The organism is Psychrobacter sp. H8-1, from assembly GCF_904846575.1.
GTDB classification, from domain to species: domain Bacteria; phylum Pseudomonadota; class Gammaproteobacteria; order Pseudomonadales; family Moraxellaceae; genus Psychrobacter; species Psychrobacter fulvigenes.
This window is the reverse complement of record NZ_CAJHBG010000001.1, coordinates 1,609,885-1,628,460: the sequence shown is the minus strand read 5'-3', so window position 1 is coordinate 1,628,460 and position 18,576 is coordinate 1,609,885. Positions and strand designations below refer to the sequence as shown.

At 45.9% G+C, this 18,576-nt stretch carries 11 protein-coding genes; 5 read left to right on the top strand and 6 right to left on the bottom strand.

Annotation, left to right across the window (positions count from 1 at the left end; genetic code table 11):
- Positions 1-23: 23 nt before the first annotated feature.
- The 5 genes from htpX to tolQ all read right to left on the bottom strand — a co-directional run bounded on the left by htpX (position 24) and on the right by tolQ (position 5,158).
- Positions 24-938: a protease HtpX gene (htpX, locus tag JMY01_RS06600; RefSeq protein WP_201574819.1), complete on the bottom strand. Its 915-nt coding sequence runs from the start codon at positions 936-938 to the stop codon at positions 24-26.
- Between the two features lie 414 nt (positions 939-1,352).
- Positions 1,353-2,645 carry a PD40 domain-containing protein gene (locus JMY01_RS06595; RefSeq protein WP_201577330.1) on the bottom strand — a complete coding sequence of 431 codons (1,293 nt, stop codon included), beginning with the start codon at positions 2,643-2,645 and terminating at the stop codon, positions 1,353-1,355.
- Positions 2,646-2,794: 149 nt separating this feature from the next.
- Positions 2,795-3,838 (bottom strand): cell envelope integrity protein TolA, encoded by a 1,044-nt coding sequence (locus tag JMY01_RS06590; RefSeq protein WP_227677732.1) that lies wholly within the window; start codon positions 3,836-3,838, stop codon positions 2,795-2,797.
- 124 nt (positions 3,839-3,962) lie between these two features.
- The gene (gene tolR / locus JMY01_RS06585; RefSeq protein WP_201574818.1) at positions 3,963-4,424 is read right to left on the bottom strand and encodes a protein TolR; all 462 of its coding nucleotides are present in this window, start codon (positions 4,422-4,424) and stop codon (positions 3,963-3,965) included.
- Complete coding sequence (gene tolQ, locus JMY01_RS06580; protein ID WP_201574817.1) at positions 4,421-5,158, bottom strand: protein TolQ; 738 nt, start codon at positions 5,156-5,158, stop codon at positions 4,421-4,423. Before tolQ ends, tolR begins: the two co-directional genes overlap by 4 nt.
- Before the next feature lie 699 nt (positions 5,159-5,857).
- Between tolQ and JMY01_RS06575 the strand changes: the two genes are divergently transcribed.
- The 3 genes from JMY01_RS06575 to JMY01_RS06565 all read left to right on the top strand — a co-directional run bounded on the left by JMY01_RS06575 (position 5,858) and on the right by JMY01_RS06565 (position 11,448).
- Positions 5,858-7,153 (top strand): NCS2 family permease, encoded by a 1,296-nt coding sequence (locus JMY01_RS06575; protein ID WP_201574816.1) that lies wholly within the window; start codon positions 5,858-5,860, stop codon positions 7,151-7,153.
- 321 nt (positions 7,154-7,474) lie between these two features.
- Complete coding sequence (gene putA / locus JMY01_RS06570) at positions 7,475-10,744, top strand: bifunctional proline dehydrogenase/L-glutamate gamma-semialdehyde dehydrogenase PutA (protein WP_201574815.1); 3,270 nt, start codon at positions 7,475-7,477, stop codon at positions 10,742-10,744.
- 11 nt (positions 10,745-10,755) lie between these two features.
- A complete protein-coding gene (locus tag JMY01_RS06565; protein ID WP_201574814.1) occupies positions 10,756-11,448 on the top strand; it encodes a 1-pyrroline-5-carboxylate dehydrogenase in 693 nt (230 codons plus the stop codon).
- Positions 11,449-11,638: 190 nt separating this feature from the next.
- Here the strand turns inward: JMY01_RS06565 and JMY01_RS06560 are convergent, their stop codons facing one another.
- The gene (locus tag JMY01_RS06560; protein WP_201577326.1) at positions 11,639-13,096 is read right to left on the bottom strand and encodes an anion permease; all 1,458 of its coding nucleotides are present in this window, start codon (positions 13,094-13,096) and stop codon (positions 11,639-11,641) included.
- Between the two features lie 329 nt (positions 13,097-13,425).
- On the opposite strand from JMY01_RS06560, the gene JMY01_RS06555 reads away from it, so the two are divergent.
- Both JMY01_RS06555 and hrpA read left to right on the top strand, forming a co-directional pair.
- Positions 13,426-13,743 carry a hypothetical protein gene (locus JMY01_RS06555; RefSeq protein ID WP_201574813.1) on the top strand — a complete coding sequence of 106 codons (318 nt, stop codon included), beginning with the start codon at positions 13,426-13,428 and terminating at the stop codon, positions 13,741-13,743.
- A gap of 195 nt (positions 13,744-13,938) precedes the next feature.
- Positions 13,939-18,171: an ATP-dependent RNA helicase HrpA gene (hrpA, locus tag JMY01_RS06550; RefSeq protein ID WP_201574812.1), complete on the top strand. Its 4,233-nt coding sequence runs from the start codon at positions 13,939-13,941 to the stop codon at positions 18,169-18,171.
- Positions 18,172-18,576: the final 405 nt, after the last annotated feature.

Here is an 18,576-nt window from a genome sequence, read left to right as displayed (position 1 = left end):
AGTGTTTTATATCACGCTTCTTACTATGCCTTACTAGGATTATACTTCCTCAACGCCGCAATACGGTCATCAAGCGTTGGATGTGAGCGGAAAAGGTTTGCGATACTAAAGCCTGTAGACTGCCCTGAGGAAATCGCGAACGCCTTCATACTCTCTGGCATTTGATCTGGACGTTGTGCAGAAGGACGCAAGGCATCAAGGGCACTAATCATTTTGTCTTTACTGGCAAGCTTTGCACCCATCTCATCAGCACGAAATTCGCGTAGGCGTGAGAACCACATAACGATAGCAGACGCCAAGAAACCAAGCAGAATATCCATCGCAATACTGGTAACAAAGTAACCAATACCAGGGCCGTCGCTGGTATTCTTAAAGACAGTACGGTCAACGAAGCTACCGATAATACGGGCAAAGAACATCACAAAGGCGTTTACCACTCCTTGGATGAGTGCAAGGGTCACCATGTCACCGTTGGCCACATGACCAATCTCATGCGCCAAGACTGCTTCCACTTCGTCAGGTGTCATGTTTTGTAGTAGGCCAGATGACACCGCAACTAGCGCCTTGTTTTTATTCCAGCCTGTTGCAAACGCATTTGGCTGGGTGTTATTAAAAATCCCCACTTCTGGCATACCAATATTGACTGCGCGGGCTTGTTTAGCGACGGTATCTACCAGCCATTGTTCCGTGGCATTGCTTGGCGTTTCAATGACAACCGTTCCCGTTGATCTTTTTGCCATCCATTTTGAGATAAATAGCGAAACCATCGAGCCAACCATGCCGTATATACCGCACATAATGGCAAGACTGGTGTAATTTAGCCCACCTGCGCTGTGTACGCCACCAATCCCAAAAAATCTGGATAAAATACCAAACACGATGCTAAAGACCACAATCACCGCTAAGTTGGTTAATAAAAACAATCCAATACGCATCATTACGCTAACTTCCTAATTCAAATTTAATATTTTTTATGTTTTAACTTTACATTAAATGGCGTTGTTTTGATAAATAACAATCCCAGTTAATGTCCAAAGATTAGTGGCTGTTGAATTGGTAACCGCTGCCCATATTCAACCATATCAATAGTCATAGGAAAACAACTAAGAATACATAACAAAAAAACGCCCAATAAATTATCGAGCGCTTTTTTATATTAGGGCGTGTCCTCAATCTGAACGATTGCATCTAAATGGACTAAAAATGGCTAAATTTTGCCAAACGGCGTCAAATAACTGGCTAGTATCCCGATATTATCTGCGTTATTTTCCTTGTTTGACTTCAATTTATCTCATTTTTATTATCATTTTCAAAATGAGGACACGCCCTAACGACCTTACAAAATAATAGAGTTATTTAGGACTTGCTGACCATACTGGTGAGCGGATGATACCTTGTCCTGACTTGCCAAATGCTTCGCCACCATTTAGAGATTTGATGGTCAATACCCCTTGACCACCTTGGATAGAAGCGTAAACGACACGTTTGCCATTCGGTGAGAAGCTTGGGGCTTCATCAATGCCAGTATTACCAAGATTGGTGGTCACTGCGCCATTGCTATTCATAATGGCTGCTGAACGACCGCTTAAAAAAGCAATTTGGCTACCGTCACTATTGAACTGTGGGCTGGTCGCATAGCCACTATTAGACACTTGCGTAGTACGTCCAGTCCCAAACTCATGACGATAAATTCTCGGCTGGTTAAAGCCTGTTCTATCAGAGACAAAAACAAAGGACTTGCCGTCAGGCGCATAGCTTGGCTGTACCTCACTGCTTGGCCAGTTGATTAATCTTCTAGGTTGACCGCCGCTGGCACTTATCTCATAAATATCCGCACTACCTTGATAGCTGCTAGAAAATAATATTTTGCTACCGTCAGGTGAAAAAGAAGGACTTAAATTACTGCCAGGGAAGGGTGTCAGAACGTTAGCACCGCCGCCACTGACGTTTTGTACATAGATGGTAGGATATGATTTTTCACGCTGCACACTATAAGCGATACGATTACCATCAGGTGACCAAGCAGGCGAGAAGATAGAGCCATTGACTTCGGTGATGGTTCTGGCATTTTCACCATCAGCATCCATGACCTTTAGGCGAGAGGTTTTATCTTTACCGCGTCCAGTTTCCTCGATATAAGCAATGCGTCCTGAGAAGTCACCCGGCGTGCCAGTGATCAGCTCATAAACTTTATCGGCGATGACATGACCAGCATAGCGTAGGCTTTGTTGGTTGTTATCTGCGGTTAGACTTTGTTTGCCTTCAAGTACTTGGCCTGATTTTACTTCTATCACTTCATAGTCAATGACAATTTTGCCACGATTGCTACGGGTACTACCAACTACTAGATAAGGAATACCTAGGCTTTGCCAAACTGGTAAGGTGCCTGCGAGCTCGCTACTACTGCGCGGCTGTTGCGGCAGATCTCGACTAGTGACAGTCAGCTCCGTGCGATTCAAGTCATTTAAAATAATAGGTGAGAGTACGCTATCACCTGCAAAAGGCACAAAAGCCACTTGGTTTTGCTGTACTGGGATCTCATAGTCTAATTGTAATACAACAGGTTCAGCGAACACACTAGGAGCAACCAGTAGGCCCGAAGCGCTGGCAAGTAATGTTATTAATAGTTTTTTGTGAGTACGCATAGCCAAATCAGGCTCCTAAAATCGTTAATAGATAAGTATGATGAATTTTAAGGGGATTATTACGTTAAGACAATAAGGCGTTCAGTGCAAGTTGCTTAAGCAAATTACTTAAGAGGATATTGGCGATAATCTGAAAAGATGACACTCAATTAGTTGCTACCGTTAAATTGTACGGTAAAAGTAGGGTATTTAGGATCGTCGACATCGATTGGGAAGTTACGTGTATCGAGCACTGCTTGTCTGGCCGCCTCGTTCACGGCACTGTCAGAGCCTGACGCAGAAACATTGACCACATCGCCATTGCTATTGACGGTAATGGTCAAGGTTGCCCGTTGAGTAGAGCCTTTAACAGCTAATGGTGGGCTATAATTGCGCTTAATTAAATTGATGATTTCGCTGTTACTAGTACCTCGGCTGCCACTTGAGGCAGAGCGACTACTGCCTTTTGCCGTGCTCGCAGTATTAGAGTCACTAGATACCGTGGACTGACCATCTGATAAGCTAATGTTCTTGTTTGAACCATCCGAGCTGCCCGTGTCGATTTTTATATTAAGATCGCTGCTGGTAGGACGCTCAATCTTAGGTGGGTTGTTCTCCTTGTATCTAAGCTCTCTAAGCTTCTCACGTTCAGCTTCAAGCTCTCTTTGTTTGCTTTCATCGATACGCTGCAACTCTGCTAGCGCGGACTCGTCTAGCTGCGCTGCCATTTCAGCTATATTGCGCTCGTACTCTTGATTTTGTTCAAGCAAGCGTTGTCGATGTTCTTGTGACATAAGCATCGGTTCATCAGCATCAGTATCAGCAAGGTCATCTGAGCGCATAAAAACTGGCACTCTTTGCGAGCTTTTCCCAGCGCTATCTTGAGTGGCATTATTACTATTGTTTGCACTCATTTGTGTGACAGAGGCTGTGTTGTCGCTACTGGTTGTACTTTCACTGCTACTAGCAGCTTGTGCAGCAGCGCGATTGGCCAATATCTGCCCTTGCATCTCAGCCAGTTGCTCTGGTGATACCATGGTTGTTTCAATGCTGCCAGCTGTCTCTATTTCAGGGCTTTGATAGGTGTAAATTAATAATCCAAGCACAATGCCGTGTGCCAGTACGCTGAGTAGCGTAGGCAGCGTTATTCCATCACCTTCAGGCTGGGTTGGAACATAGACGACAGGCGCATTATTCATGATTTGAGTACTCATCAGCTTGACAAATCAGACTATCTGATAGGTTGATACAGGTATGTATAGTGTTGATTTTAAACGATAATATGTTTTTGTGGTAATATTTTTAATGGACGTTTTTAATGGACATTGTTAATGGAAGTTATTGTAGCTGAGGTGTTGGCAGTGGTGAGCCAGTTAATAAGCCTACCTTTTGAATACCTGCTTGCTGCAAGTTTGCCATTAATGCCATGATGGCACCGTATTGGTTGTTTTGATCAGCATTGATCATCACTTGTATGGGTGGCTCGCCAGCATTGTTATTTTGCATCTGTAAATTCGATAAAGTACTAATCAGCTCAGGCTCACTGATGGGCATATCGATATTGTTTTCATAGCTGATAAAGATCTCGCCGCTGCTTGTTAAGGAGATGATGACAGGCAGTTGGTTTTGGCTCATGGCATTGGTCTGCTCTTTGGGCAAGTCGACATCGACCCCTGTGGTCAGCATCGGCACGGTCACCATAAATATCACCAATAGCACTAACATGACGTCGATATAAGGAATGACGTTCATTTCAGCATTGAGCGCTTTTTTTTCACGGCGATAAGGACTGTGTCTCATAGTCCTTTCACCTGAGCGACAGTGGCTCTGCCTTCAGCAATGGCAGTTTCTCTCTCCATCGTATTTTGGCTGCTGGTTTCGCGCTGTAGCATACCGGTCATCTCATCGCAAAACAAAGCGCGTGACTCATAGAGTCGACTTGACTTGGCGGTAAAGTGGTTATAAGCCAACACTGCAGGGATAGCGGCGAATAGCCCCATCGCAGTCGCAATCAAAGCTTCAGCGATACCTGGGGCGACAGAGGCGAGGGTTGCTTGCTCTGTCTGCGATAGACCTAAAAAGGCGTTCATAATACCCCAGACCGTGCCAAACAAACCGACGTAAGGGGCAACCGACCCGATACTGGCGAGCGTCGCTATACCTGACTCAAGTAGCTGCTGCTGACGACCGAGTCCAACACGCAGCTTACGCTCAACACCATCAATAATGTCATCTTTGGGTTGGCGTTTTTTATGCATTCTTAAGTATTCAGAAAACCCGACATAAAAAATTTGCTCAAGCCCTTGGCGCTCAGGTGAGCCTTGAACGCCTTGATAAAGTTTGGCTAAATCCTCACCTGACCAAAACCAAGTCTCAAACTGTTCATCGAAGTTTTTGGCGGTGCCGAGACGCGCACTCAAGCGAAATATAATCACCCAGCTGACCAAAGAAGCCAGTAACAACAGCGCCATCACAATCTGTACCAACAGGCTAGCTTGGGTAATAAGATCTATAATATTTAATGATTCAGGCATGTAACGGACTCGCTAATGATTAACAATAACTGATTAAGCAGCTTTGCTGAAATCAGATAAACCCCAAGGAAATATAACGTAATTTTTATGATAGATACTATAACTATATTTTAACTGTCTAGTTTACTTCTAAATGAGACAAAGGTCATTTATTAATGCATTAAATAGCCACTCAATAGTCATTTTGACGAATACTCAATAGAAATGGTCAAAAAGGGCTTTTTTATCTAACGTTAGAGATGTATTGTGGTTTTGGACCCGCAAGGCACGGGTAATGATTGAATTTGTGTGCTAATTTCTCTAAAATGTTGCGCTTTGTTACCGCTGCCTTTTTATAAAGACGTCGCAAAACTTTTGCTGACGTCTTAGGGCGTGTTGAGCATTCGACCATGGCACTGACAGAGACTATTTTTTAGGCGGTTCAAAGTTAAAAACAGTAAGCTTAGTCATTCTAAGCGTCTATTTTAAACACAGAAGCGGCAAAAAAGAGTCCTGTCCTTTCAGGCTGAAGCTAAAATGCTCCCATACTTTGTTGCAAGTCTAGCTAAGGTATCAACATTATCTTCGACTTGCGCCTTGTCTGGAATCATTTTAGCTATCAGCAGAGCCTGTTTGTGAGTGTTCAACACGCCCTATTTATTTCAGGCGCTTATAAATCGGTTCTTTTCACTAGTCACTAGCAAGCTGGGCGCGACACTTATGAATGCAATTGAACGCTATTTTGGGATCAACGGTGAAAACACCACGATCAAAACGGAAATCCTAGCCGGTATTACCACCTTTTTGACGATGGCTTATATCATCTTTGTCAACCCTAGCATATTAGCAGAGGCGGGTATGGACAAGGGCGCGGTATTCGTCGCTACTTGTCTTGCCGCTGCGATAGGCTGTTTTATCATGGGTATTTATGCCCGCTTGCCGGTGGCCTTGGCACCAGGGATGGGGCTTAATGCCTTCTTCACTTATGGTGTGGTCTTGGGTATGGGCTATACTTGGCAGACAGCTCTGGGCGCCGTGTTTTTATCCGGTTGTCTATTTATCCTGTTAAGTTTGTTTAAGATCCGCGAATGGATTATCAATGCCATTCCGTTAAGTCTGAAGCAAGGTATCGTCGCTGGTATTGGGGCGTTTTTGGCGTTTATTGCACTACAAAGCTCAGGCATTATTGTTGGTCAAGATGCAACGCTAGTGACACTGGGCGATATGAGGTCATTCTCGCCAATGATGGCTGCCTTAGGCTTCTTTGTCATTATAGGACTGGTGTACAAAAAGGTACCAGGGGCCGTGACGATAGGTATCTTACTGATTACCATAATCAGCTTACTGACAGGTCATACTGAGTTTGCAGGCATCATGTCAGCGCCGCCCTCCATCGCGCCTACGCTCATGCAGCTTGATATTGCAGGTGCCTTTGACGTAGCGATGATCAGTGTGATTTTTGCTTTCTTATTTGTGGATTTATTCGATACCACAGGCAGTTTGGTTGGGATCGCCAACAAAGCGGGTCTGATTGACAAAGACGGCAATATCCCAAATATGGATAAGGCGTTATTGGCAGACTCAACAGCGACCGTTGCAGGCGCTATGCTCGGTACGTCATCAACCACCAGCTATATCGAAAGTGCCTCAGGGGTTGCCTCAGGTGGCCGTACTGGTCTGATGGCGGTGACCGTCGGTGTGCTGTTTGTGCTCAGTATTTTCTTTGCACCGCTGGCAGGTATGATTCCAGCCTACGCAACTGCGGGCGCGATCTTTTATGTGTCGGTTTTGATGTTGTTTACCCTAAAAGACATCAATTGGGAAGATTTAACAGAATCAGCCCCTGTCGCGGTTGTATTACTGCTCACGCCTTTGACTTACTCAATCGCTGATGGTATCGCTCTTGGGTTTATTACTTATACTGCCGTCAAGCTGATGACAGGCAAGTTCTCTGACATCACCATCCCAGTCTGGGTACTTACATTTGTACTACTGGCAAAGATTGTACTGTTATAAGTCTCATTATCTATTCTAACTCTTCTAAAGACCCTTCTTATTCATTAAGTAATAAGAAGGGTTTTTTTTTAGATAATTTCTCTGTCACTAACTGTATTTATACTCGATGCTACTCAATCATCATAGAGGATAAAACCTATTCGTGGTAGCATGATCGGGTTAAGCGCATCACCTCAATCAACGCCGTAGAGGTTTTTCTTATAGTGAATGAGCAATGGACTGTTTTCACGATCAATAACAATAAGAAGAAGGCATTAATGCCGCTTAAAAGCCCTAGCGACCATTTAGCATGGTTTTTTAAACGACAGTTGTGGAGTTGCTATGAACCCAATAGATCAATTTACCCCCAAAGAGCCCATTTTATTTAAGCCCACTGACTTGCTTACCTCTGAGTATATTACCAAGTCAAGCAATGAGCTGTATGCGCGTATCTCACCACTGTATAGTGTGGATGAAGATCGCTGGCTCACCGAGCTGCTGCCACTGGCGAAGCCGACTGACAAAGAACGAGAGGATGCCAGCGAGCAGACGCGTAAGTTGGTAGAGCACGTACGCAGTGATGGCAAAGCCGTGAAGATGGTCGATTCATTATTGCTTGAGTACAGTCTTGATACCCAAGAGGGTATCTTGCTCATGAGCTTGGCTGAAGCCTTGATTCGTGTGCCAGACAGTTATACGGCTGATGCCCTTATCCGCGACAAAATGAGTGTCGCTGATTGGAAAAAACATTTAAAAGATGATAATAATTTTATCGTCAATGCCTCGACTTGGGGCATGATGATGACTGGCCGTGTGGTCAGTATTGACAGCAGTACCACAGCGTCTGGATTTTTGGATCGTATGACCAAAAGAATGGGCGAGCCGATGATTCGTGCTGCGATGCAAAAAGCCATGCGCATCATGGGTCATCAGTTTGTGCTGGGTGAGACCATCGAAGAGGCGAATAAAAACAGCCAGCCATATCGTAATAAAGGCTATACCTATTCGTTTGATATGCTTGGCGAGGCAGCCGTTACCAATAAAGATGCTGAAAAATACTTTAATGACTATTTACATGCGATTAAATCGACTGCCAATGTCAAAGTCAAAGAAGGCATGCCAAAGCCGTCAGTCTCTATCAAGCTGTCTGCCCTGCATCCGCGCTATGAAGCCACACAAGAGGCGCAAGTTCTCGGGTTATTACGTCAGCGCTGTATGCTACTGATTGAAGCGGCACGTGAAGTCGATGTCGATCTCAGTATCGATGCCGAAGAAGCCGATCGCCTGGAGATTTCTTTAAAGCTATTTGAGTCCTTATATCGTGATGCGTTGACCGCTGGCTGGGATGGACTGGGTCTGGTCGTGCAAGGTTACTCAAAGCGCGCTATTGCGATATTTGCATGGCTGGCACGCTTGGCAAAAGAGGTCGGTGATCGCATTCCGATTCGCTTGGTCAAAGGCGCTTATTGGGACTTTGAGATCAAACTCGCACAAGAAAAAGGCCTATCAGGCTATCCAGTATGGACTCGTAAGGAAGGAACGGACGTCGCCTATCTTGCCTGCGCACGCTACTTACTATCTGAGCATTTGCGCGGTCTCATCTGGCCACAATTTGCCACTCACAATGCGCATACCTTAGCATCTGTGATGACCATGAGCACGCACAAGGAATTTGAGTTCCAGCGCCTGCATGGCATGGGTGATGCGCTGTATGATCATATCTTACAATCATATAATATTCCTGTACGTATCTATGCCCCCGTTGGCGCGCATCAAGACTTGCTTCCATACCTAGTGCGCCGTCTATTAGAAAATGGTGCGAACAGCTCATTTGTCCATCAGCTCCTAGATAAATCTTATCCAATCGAGCAGCTCACTGTCCATCCGTATGACAAGCTGTTGGCGAATGAAACTTTACACAATCCAGCGATACCCTTACCGCTAGATATCTATGGCAAACGCCGTGCCAGCTTTGGTCCTAATATATTTGTAGAGTCGCAGTGGCAGCCGTTCAAAAATGCCATTGACAGCCATATGAATAAGACTTGGTCAGCGACGACGATTATCAATGGCCAAGCGATTAGCGAATATGAAGCGGATGGCAAAAAACAAAAGCTTGAGAGCCATAGCGTGCATGCGCCTTGGAACCATGAAGTCATCGCTGGTGAAGTACTATATGCCAATGCTGAAGTCGCGCGCCAAGCTATCGATGCAGCAGTCGCAGGGCAGCAAGAGTGGCAAGCCGTTCCTGCTGTTAAGCGTGCCGAAATACTACGTAAAGTCGCTGACTTATATGAAGAGAACTACGCTGAGGTCATGGCACTATGCCAAATCGAAGCGGGTAAAACCACCCAAGACGGCATTGATGAGATCAAAGAAGCAGTCGATTTTTGCCGTTTTTATGCCGATGAAGCTGAACGTTTAGATGGCGTTGCTCATGAGTTTACCGACTTGGCAGGTAATCAGTCGCGTCAGGTCTACAAGCCCCGTGGCACCTTTGTCTGTATCAGTCCTTGGAACTTTCCATTTGCTATTTATAGCGGTCAGATCATGGCGGCCTTGGCGGCAGGCAATACTGTGGTGGCAAAGCCGGCTGAGCAAACCAGCTTGGTGGCGCACTTTGCTGTGCAGCTTATGTATCAAGCGGGCGTGCCGACCAGTGCGCTACAGTTCGTAACGGGTGGCGGTGAAGTTGGCGGCGCCTTGACAGCAGCAGACAACATAGCTGGCGTGGTCTTTACCGGCTCGACGCAAACGGCTCAGCGTATCAACCAAAGCTTAAACGACCATGCACAAGCCAGCGGTGAGTTGCCAGTATTGATTGCCGAAACGGGTGGTCAAAACGCTATGATTGTTGATTCAACAGCATTGCCTGAGCAAGTCGTACAAGACGCTGTACTTTCAGCATTTGGCTCAGCAGGTCAGCGCTGCTCGGCATGCCGTATTCTGTGTATCCAAGAAGACATCGCCGACAATTTGATTGAACTGCTGCAAGGTAATATGGCAGAGTTAGTGGTCGGCAATCCAACGTATGTCGCAACCGATGTAGGCCCAGTCATTGATGCGACGGCTAAGAAGTCTCTTGAAGCTCATATCGAACGCATGCAGTCTGAACCGACAGCCAGTATCTTGGCGCAGACACCGATGAGTGCGAACTCAGTGGTCAGCGAAGCGCAGTCTACCTTTGTGTTGCCAACTGCAATCGAAGTGCAAAATATCGATGTGATTGGTGGTGAGCATTTTGGCCCGATACTCCATGTATTACGCTATCAAGCTCGTGACTTGGATAAGCTGATTGACGCGATTAATGCCACAGGATATGGGCTAACACTAGGTATTCATAGCCGTATTGAAAGCGTCTCTGAGCATATCGAGCGCCGCGCGGTGGTAGGAAATACCTACATAAACCGCAACCAAATCGGTGCCATCGTCAACGTACAGCCGTTTGGTGGTTGCGGCTTGTCTGGTACAGGGCCAAAAGCAGGTGGTCCACATTATGTAGCCCGCCTAATGCGCCTTACTAATGAATCATTAATCCCTGAAAAGCTGAGCTCTGAAAAATCAGCCACTAAAAGCATGATGGCTTCATCCACTCAAGCAGCAATCGCATAAGGAGTAACAACATGGCGACTGAATTTAAAAAAGATCATGCCCAGGTTTGTGAAGCTTGGCGATTACTGAGCGCGGTAGAGCGTGCGGTCTATCTGGAAGCAGCGATACCCAAGCTGGCACTGCTGACAGGTGATGCCAATAAGGCGCGCCGCCTGTTCAATCATTTGTTAAGCGCAGCACCCAGTCTCGATGAAGTGCATCGGATGACAGGCGCTACTGGCGAGTCTAACGACTTGTATGTGACTGCACGTGGCAAAACTATGGTCATCGGTGGCGAGTCAGCCAAGGCAATGGCAGTGCTTGGCCAGCTTATCGCGGCATTATTAACGGGTAATGAAGTCATATTACATTGCCCAAGCCAAGAAGACATGTGTGAAGCGGCCGCAAAAGCGCTTTATGCGACGGGTATCAGTGATAATGTGCTGAGCGTTGCCAATGATTCACAGACGGTCACTTTGTTACATATCGATCGCCTCGCGCAAGTAGCCGTGGCAGGCAGCAGTGCTGAAATTCAAGAAATCAGTCAGACGTTGGCTAATACTGATGGTATCTTAACGCAAGTAATAGCCGTGACAGATATGGAAGGCTTTTTAGAAATGCTCACGCCAGACTATCTGTATCGCTTTGTCACTGAACGCGTCATTACCATCAATACGACGGCGATCGGTGGTAATGCCAGCCTGCTAGAGTTGGGTGCAGATTAATGTTTCTGATACTCCTGTAAGTGACTTAGTACAAGTTTTCTTTTCTATGAAGGCTAAACTCAGTTAAAGCGCATAAAAAAGAGGTCTATCAATGGATAGACCTCTTTTTTTCTAATCGTTAAGAGCTAAATATTTATAAGTAGAAAGCTTTTAAAGCAGCAAGCTTTGGTAAGTTTAATAATGGGTCAGCTTAATAATATCCAAGGACTTTCCACCAAATCAAACCAGATCCAATCCAAATTACCAAGTTGACCACACTCATGACGGCTCCAATAGTCCACCATTCACGTAGCGTGGTATAGCCTGAGTTAAAGATAACAGGCGCGGTACCTGTCGCATAATGAGTCAACGTCATCATGATGTTACCTGCTGCGGCCAGAATTAAGGCGTACAACATAGGAGGTGCCCCTAAACTCAGACCAACTGCATAAAAAGCGGCAAACATAGCGGTAATATGAGCAGTGGTACTGGCAAAGAAATAATGCATGTATAAATAAACCAGAGTCAAGATGGCCACAGCACCCATCCAGCCTACACCAGTTAGCCCAATAGCAGATTCGATGCTAGAAGAAAACCAAGAGATTAATCCCAGCTTGTTTAGATAGTTGGCCATCATCACCAGTGCGCCAAACCAAATAATGGTATCCCATGCTGACTTTTCTTTTAGCACATCTTGCCAAGTCAGGACGCCTGTGATGATCAGTAGCGACAAACCCAAAAAAGCCGTCGTGGTAGCGTCTACTGATACCTGCTCACCAAATATCAGGGCAGGTATGTTTGCCCAGAGTAATAACATCAACGCAAAGACGCCAAGCATAATCTTTTCGTGAGTACTAATCTTGCCAAGCTTATCCAAATTGTCAGTAGCATATTGTCTAGCGTTGGGCGTTTCTTTGACTTCAGGCGGATATACCATATATACGACCAATGGCATAACTAATAAACAGAGAATACCTGGCACAAACATGGCCAAAGCCCATGTCGTCCAAGACAGCTCAATTTGGCTACCAGTGGCTTTGTTTACCAAGTCGACTACTAATGGGTTGGGCGCAGTCGCTGTGATAAACATCCCAGAGGTAATAGGGTTGGAATGATAGTTCACCATCGCAAGGAAACGGCCAATCTTATTTTGTGTGCCTTCCTCAGGTGTGGAATGGAAGCTGATGGCGATTGAGCGCATGATGGGATGAATGATACCACCACCACGGGCAGTATTAGATGGCGTGATAGGTGCTATCATTAGCTCTGCTGCGGCGAGAGAGTAACCAATGCCAAGGGTTTTTTTACCAAATACTGAGATAAAGTAATAGGCAATGCGAGAGCCTAGACCCGTCTTAATCAGTCCTCGCGATATCATGACAGAGATACCGATGAGCCAAATCAGCGGACTCGAAAAGCTCGATAGCGCATCATTGATGGCTTGTTTGGGTGTATCTGCTGTGACTCCTGTGAGGGCGACCAGTGTCACGGCTATAATAGCCAGTGCTCCAAGTGGTAAAGCCTTACCAATGATCGCTACAATAGTCGCCACAAATAATGCCAGTAAATGCCAAGCATTGTCTGTGACGCCTTCTGGTACTGGAATGACAAACCAGATAATCAGTCCGATGGCGATAGCAATGGCTGTTGACACGGGATTAAAGGGCAGTTTGTTTGATGTATCGGACATTGGAACTCCTAGTACTCTGATAGTATACAAAGTTTATAAGTACAGAAGATTTGTAAAAAACTTACTATCTATAGGTGCTTAGATAATAGTATAACCTGTGTTTTTGAGCAGAGTTTCACTCGTAACAAATAACAAATAAAACTTTAATACACAGCTGTCTCATTGTTATTTGTGGTACTTTTTAACGGTCTATATTCAGAAACCAAAGGTTATAACGCATTTTAATCATGAAAAAACAGGCAAAATCGCTGTTATTTCTGAGATTCACAGTAATATCTTTGAGTATAAATAAAGGGAGTTACCATCGTATGGCTTTAAATATGTATTTTAAGAACGGCATGATTCGTAAAACACACTGCCAAATCTCTGATGACTTAGTGCCGCCTCTTTATCAGATTCATGATAATGCCAATTTTCCGCAATTAACTTGGCTCATTAATAACCTTTATGACAATCCGCAGATTGAGCCGGACATTGCGACGGCATTGGCTGATGAGATGGTCGCGTTTGAGAGGTTGATACTCTCCTTGCACTTGCCTTTTCCTATGGAGTCATTGCAAAAGCTGCAGACCTTTTTTAAAGAGGCTGCTACTAAGGAGCAGACTATCTATACTAGTGGTGACTGACTTTGTTATTTAGGCGGTATGTGAACTTTCTTTAATGGGATTGATAATACAGTTGTCAGTGCCATTAAAGGGAGCGTCTTTAAAAATAGCTCAAAGAAGTCTCAGTTGCCAACCAAACGCGACAACCAACTTGAATCACACCTCCATAACCTCCATAATCTAAGCACTTTTCTATAATAAATAGCCTAAGCAAATATGCCTAATAATTTTCAAGACTCTGAAAACTCCAAACAACCAGTATCTGCACAGCCTACTACTCACATAGCCAATGCTGAGCGTCCAGTTGCGCCGTTATCTTCTGGCGCTGCCAATAATGCTGATTTGCCCGTACTTGCCAAAGACAAATACTATCTAAGTCGTTTAGAGCGTGAGCTGGCGCGTGCCGCTGTCGCTAAGAATAAGAAAGCTGATAACGACTCTGATAATAAAGCAGAAAAGGAACTCGTCAAAAAACGGGCTCAATACGACAAAATAAAAACCCGCTCACAGCAGGCGGTGCAAGCGCGTATCGATAGTATTCCAGACAAGTTAGCGGAAAAGCTCAATCTAGAGCTGCCAGTCAGTCAGCGTGCAGAAGATATCGTGCAGGCTATTCATGATAATCAAGTCATCATCGTTGCAGGCGAGACTGGCTCTGGTAAGACCACACAGTTGCCAAAGCTTGCAATGCTGGCAGGTCGCGGTATCACGGGACAGATAGGGCATACGCAGCCGCGCAGGTTAGCAGCACGCAGTGTGGCGAACCGTATCGCAGAGGAGCTGGGTGAGCAGCTAGGTCATACGGTCAGTTTTAAAATTCGTTTTAATGAGCAAGGTACTGCGCAATCAGTTGTTAAATTAATGACCGATGGTATTTTATTGGCTGAATTGGGTCATGATCGATTTTTGAGTAAATACGATACCATCATCATTGATGAGGCGCATGAACGTAGTTTAAACATTGATTTTATTATGGGTTACCTCAAAAAGCTACTGCCTAAGCGCCCCGATTTAAAAGTCATTATCACCTCAGCAACCCTTGATACCAAGCGCTTTAGTGAATACTTTAGCCGCTATGACAGCAAGCTTAAACGTCAAGTGCCTGCGCCTATTTTTAATGTCGAAGGTCGCAGCTTCCCTGTAGAGGTACGTTATCGTCCGTTGACTGACGAGCCGGTCAATAGCTCTGATGAGGACAGCTACGATGACTTTGAAGAGAACTTGCCACGTGCGGTGGTTGCTGCCGTAGAAGAATGCTTTAGTGATGCGCAAGGTAAAGGCCATGCCGATCAAGCCGATATCTTGATATTTGCGGCGACTGAAGCCGAGATTCGCGAGCTGCAAGAGGTACTTGAGCGTCATGGACCCAAACACACCGAAGTGTTGCCATTATTTGCGCGGCAGACTTATGAGGAGCAGCAACGTATCTTTCAGCCGTCAGGTCGAGGTCGGCGTATCGTTATCGCGACCAACGTTGCTGAGACGGCACTGACCGTACCTGGTATTCGTTACGTCATCGACTTAGGGTTTGCGCGTATTTCACGCTATTCCTACCGCTCACGGGTTCAGCGTTTGCCGATTGAGGCGATTTCGCAAGCAGCAGCCAATCAGCGTAAAGGTCGCTGTGGCCGTGTCGCACCAGGCGTTTGTATTCGTCTGTACAGTGAAGAAGACTTTACCAGCCGTCCTGAGTTTACCGAGCCTGAAATCTTGCGTACCAACTTGGCGTCCGTCATTCTACAGATGGCCAATTTGCGTTTGGGCAGTGTCGATGACTTTGCCTTTATTGAGCCACCTGATAGCCGATTGGTCACTGATGGTCATAAACTGCTTGATGAGCTGGGTGCGATTCCCTCAAAAAGTGAACAGGCTGATGCTAAGCCAAGTGGCAAACGCAAACAAGGTCTTGACCATCTGCGTCTGACCCGTACCGGTCAGCAAATGGCACGCATGCCGATCGACCCACGACTGGCGCGAATGCTGGTTGGTGGTAGCGATTTTGATTGTATGCGTGAGATGCTCATTGTGGTTGCCGCGCTGGCGGTACAAGACCCGCGTGAGCGTCCTGCGAATAAGCGCACGCAAGCGGATCAAAAGCACGCCTTATTCCGTCAGGATGATTCTGATTTCTTATTCTATTTGAGTCTATGGAAAGCCTTGTTTGAAAAAGACGAAAACGGCAATAAACTGTCAAATAGTCAACGCCGCCAATTTGCCAAAAAGCACTATCTCAGCTTCCCACGGGTGCGCGAATGGCATCAAACCCATCGCCAATTGCTGCAAATGGTCACCGAGCTCAAGCTTAGCGCAGATAAAGGCAACGGTAAGGATGCGCTCAATAGCGACCCTACCAGCGTTGACGATGAAGAGATCAAAGCGGTGCGATACGCGCATTTACATCGCGCTTTGATGACAGGGTTATTATCCACCATCGCCCATAAGACTGAAAATCGCGGTGAATATCTGGCAGCACGTCAGCAAAAAGCCAAGATATTCCCATCCAGTACCGTATTCAAGCAGACACCGCCTTGGGTAATGGCGTTCCAAATGGTAGAGACATCTCAGGTCTTTATGCGTAACGTCGCCAAGATTGAGCCTGAGTGGATTATCTCGGCAGCGGGCGACTTGCTGAAATACCATTACTTTGAGCCGCATTGGTCAAAGAAGACAGGACGGGTCAAAGCCTACGCCCAGATTAGCCTATTTGGGTTGATTATCATCAGTAAACAGCTGACCAACTATGAGCAAGTCAATCTGAGTGAGTCGCGGGAGATATTTATCCGTGATGGTCTGGTGACGGGTAATTTTGGACGTCAAGCGCCGTTTCTGCAGCATAATATGGATAAGATTGCCCATGTTGAGCGCATTGAGGATAAATTGCGTCGTCGTGACCTGCTGGTCGATGAAGAAGCACTATATCAGTTCTACGATAATAAAATCCCTGAGCATATTGCCAGTCGTAAGGCTTTTGAAGACTGGCGTGCCGAGGTAGAAAAGAGTGATAGTAAATATCTGTTTTTTACCGATGGCGATGTGCTCAACAGTCAAGCGCCGACCACAGGCGACTTCCCTGAAGTTTGGCAGTTGGGCGACTTACGCTTGCCGCTGCGCTACGTCTTTGACCCAGCCAGCGATGATGATGGGGTGACCATTCGTGTGCCCCTTGCCGCACTGCCGCAGCTGGATGCTATCGAGCTGTTATGGGGCGTACCTGGTTGGCGCTTTGAGCTGGTATTGCAGCTGCTAAAATCCTTACCCAAAGAGATTCGTCGTCAGATCGTACCGATTCCTGATACCGCTGACAGCTTGTTCGATGAGTTAGAGCCTGAAGGCGAGCAAGGTCTGCTTAAGCAGCTTTGCCACGCGCTTAACCGTCGCGGTATTATGTCGGTGACGCCTGATAACTTCAATCCGTCTAGCATTGACCGCTATTTGCAGCCACAAATCTGCGTGGTCGATGACAAAAACCGTATCATTGAAAAGGGTCGCGACCTACAAACACTGCAGATTCGTCATGCCAGTGAGACCAGTCAAGCAGTGACCGAGCAGCAAGGCGTGCATACTCAGTTCCCTGAACACTATAGTTTTAGTAAGAATCGGCATAGCGCAGGCGTAGTGATGAAGCAGTTCTCCGCCTTGGTCGCTGACGAGGCAGGCGAGGCGGTCTCGATTCATCAATATACTGACGTGAATGCCGCTCTAAAAGCGCATCGCACTGGGGTTTTGACCCTCATGAAAGGCAAGCTTGGCTCGAAGAAAAAACAGCTGACCAGTCAAATTGATAAGATATTCAAATTGGCTTTTGCTCCTCTTGGTGATATGGAGGCATTGAAGACCATAGTCATTGATGCGACCTTAGATGCCACGCTTGAAGAGCATTACGTATTGTTTGATCACGCCTCAGACCTGCCTGAGAACGCTGATGAGAAAACGGTTGGATTGAGTGAGGAGCTGCCCTTTACAGCAGAAGAGTATCAGCAAACCGAAGAAGTCGTGTTAAAGAACTTCCTATTGACTGGCCAAAGCGTCATCAAGACTCTCAAAAATGTCTACACACGCTGGCAGCGTGTTCGCCAGAGCCTGCTGATGCTAGACCGTGAAGTATTCGGTGAGTCTATTGACGATATCGAAGACCAACTGCAAGATTTGCAGCTGTCAAAATTTATCTATCAGATGGATTATAGCCATTGGCAGCAGTATCCGCGTTATCTTGAGGCGCTAGAGGTGCGTATTGAACGCCTTGAACACAACCTTGAATCCGATCTTGATGGTGTCTACGCGCTGGACGTGCACATGGAGCGGTTGGCAAATCGTGCCAGTGATGAGGCCATCAGTGAGTACCGCTGGATGGTGGAGGAGTATCGTATCCAACTATTCGCCCAGCCGATGAAAACTCGCATGGCAGTATCACCGAAGCGGCTCAGTAAGATGTGGGATAGGGTGAGTTAAAAAATTGAATTGATGTTTTGCATCGCAAGGAAGCTTTTGTTTGAGTTAGCCTTAAAGGGGAGTTTTTTGAAGTGGGTTAGGATAAAATTCGGTTTTGTAGGGTGGGTTAGCGGATGCGTAACCCACCGTTTTTAATGCTTTAAATATGTTAGAACCCATTGCGCTTTTCGCTACGACAGAACAACCGCTTTAGAATTTGTGAAAATGCGAATTCCCTTGTGCTCGGACAAAGCATTGCTTTGTTCTCGCTCAGGCTAGCAGTAAGCCCATGATTCTGCAAATATCAATCGTGGTTAGAGTGCTTTCAGCTAAGTGGCTAGATGTGAGTTGGGCGTACCTAAATAAAATTCACACTGCTACAATATCTCCCATAAATCCAAAATAACTCTAAAAGAAAACCATAAT

Coding starts and splice junctions, on each gene's coding strand:
- tolR (WP_201574818.1), bottom strand. CDS start 4,424: ATGAGACACAGTCCTTATCGCCGTGAAAAAAAAGCGCTCAATGCTGAA.
- tolQ (WP_201574817.1), bottom strand. CDS start 5,158: ATGCCTGAATCATTAAATATTATAGATCTTATTACCCAAGCTAGCCTG.
- JMY01_RS06595 (WP_201577330.1), bottom strand. CDS start 2,645: ATGCGTACTCACAAAAAACTATTAATAACATTACTTGCCAGCGCTTCG.
- JMY01_RS06575 (WP_201574816.1), top strand. CDS start 5,858: ATGAATGCAATTGAACGCTATTTTGGGATCAACGGTGAAAACACCACG.
- putA (WP_201574815.1), top strand. CDS start 7,475: ATGAACCCAATAGATCAATTTACCCCCAAAGAGCCCATTTTATTTAAG.
- JMY01_RS06565 (WP_201574814.1), top strand. CDS start 10,756: ATGGCGACTGAATTTAAAAAAGATCATGCCCAGGTTTGTGAAGCTTGG.
- JMY01_RS06590 (WP_227677732.1), bottom strand. CDS start 3,838: ATGAGTACTCAAATCATGAATAATGCGCCTGTCGTCTATGTTCCAACC.
- JMY01_RS06555 (WP_201574813.1), top strand. CDS start 13,426: ATGGCTTTAAATATGTATTTTAAGAACGGCATGATTCGTAAAACACAC.
- htpX (WP_201574819.1), bottom strand. CDS start 938: ATGATGCGTATTGGATTGTTTTTATTAACCAACTTAGCGGTGATTGTG.
- hrpA (WP_201574812.1), top strand. CDS start 13,939: ATGCCTAATAATTTTCAAGACTCTGAAAACTCCAAACAACCAGTATCT.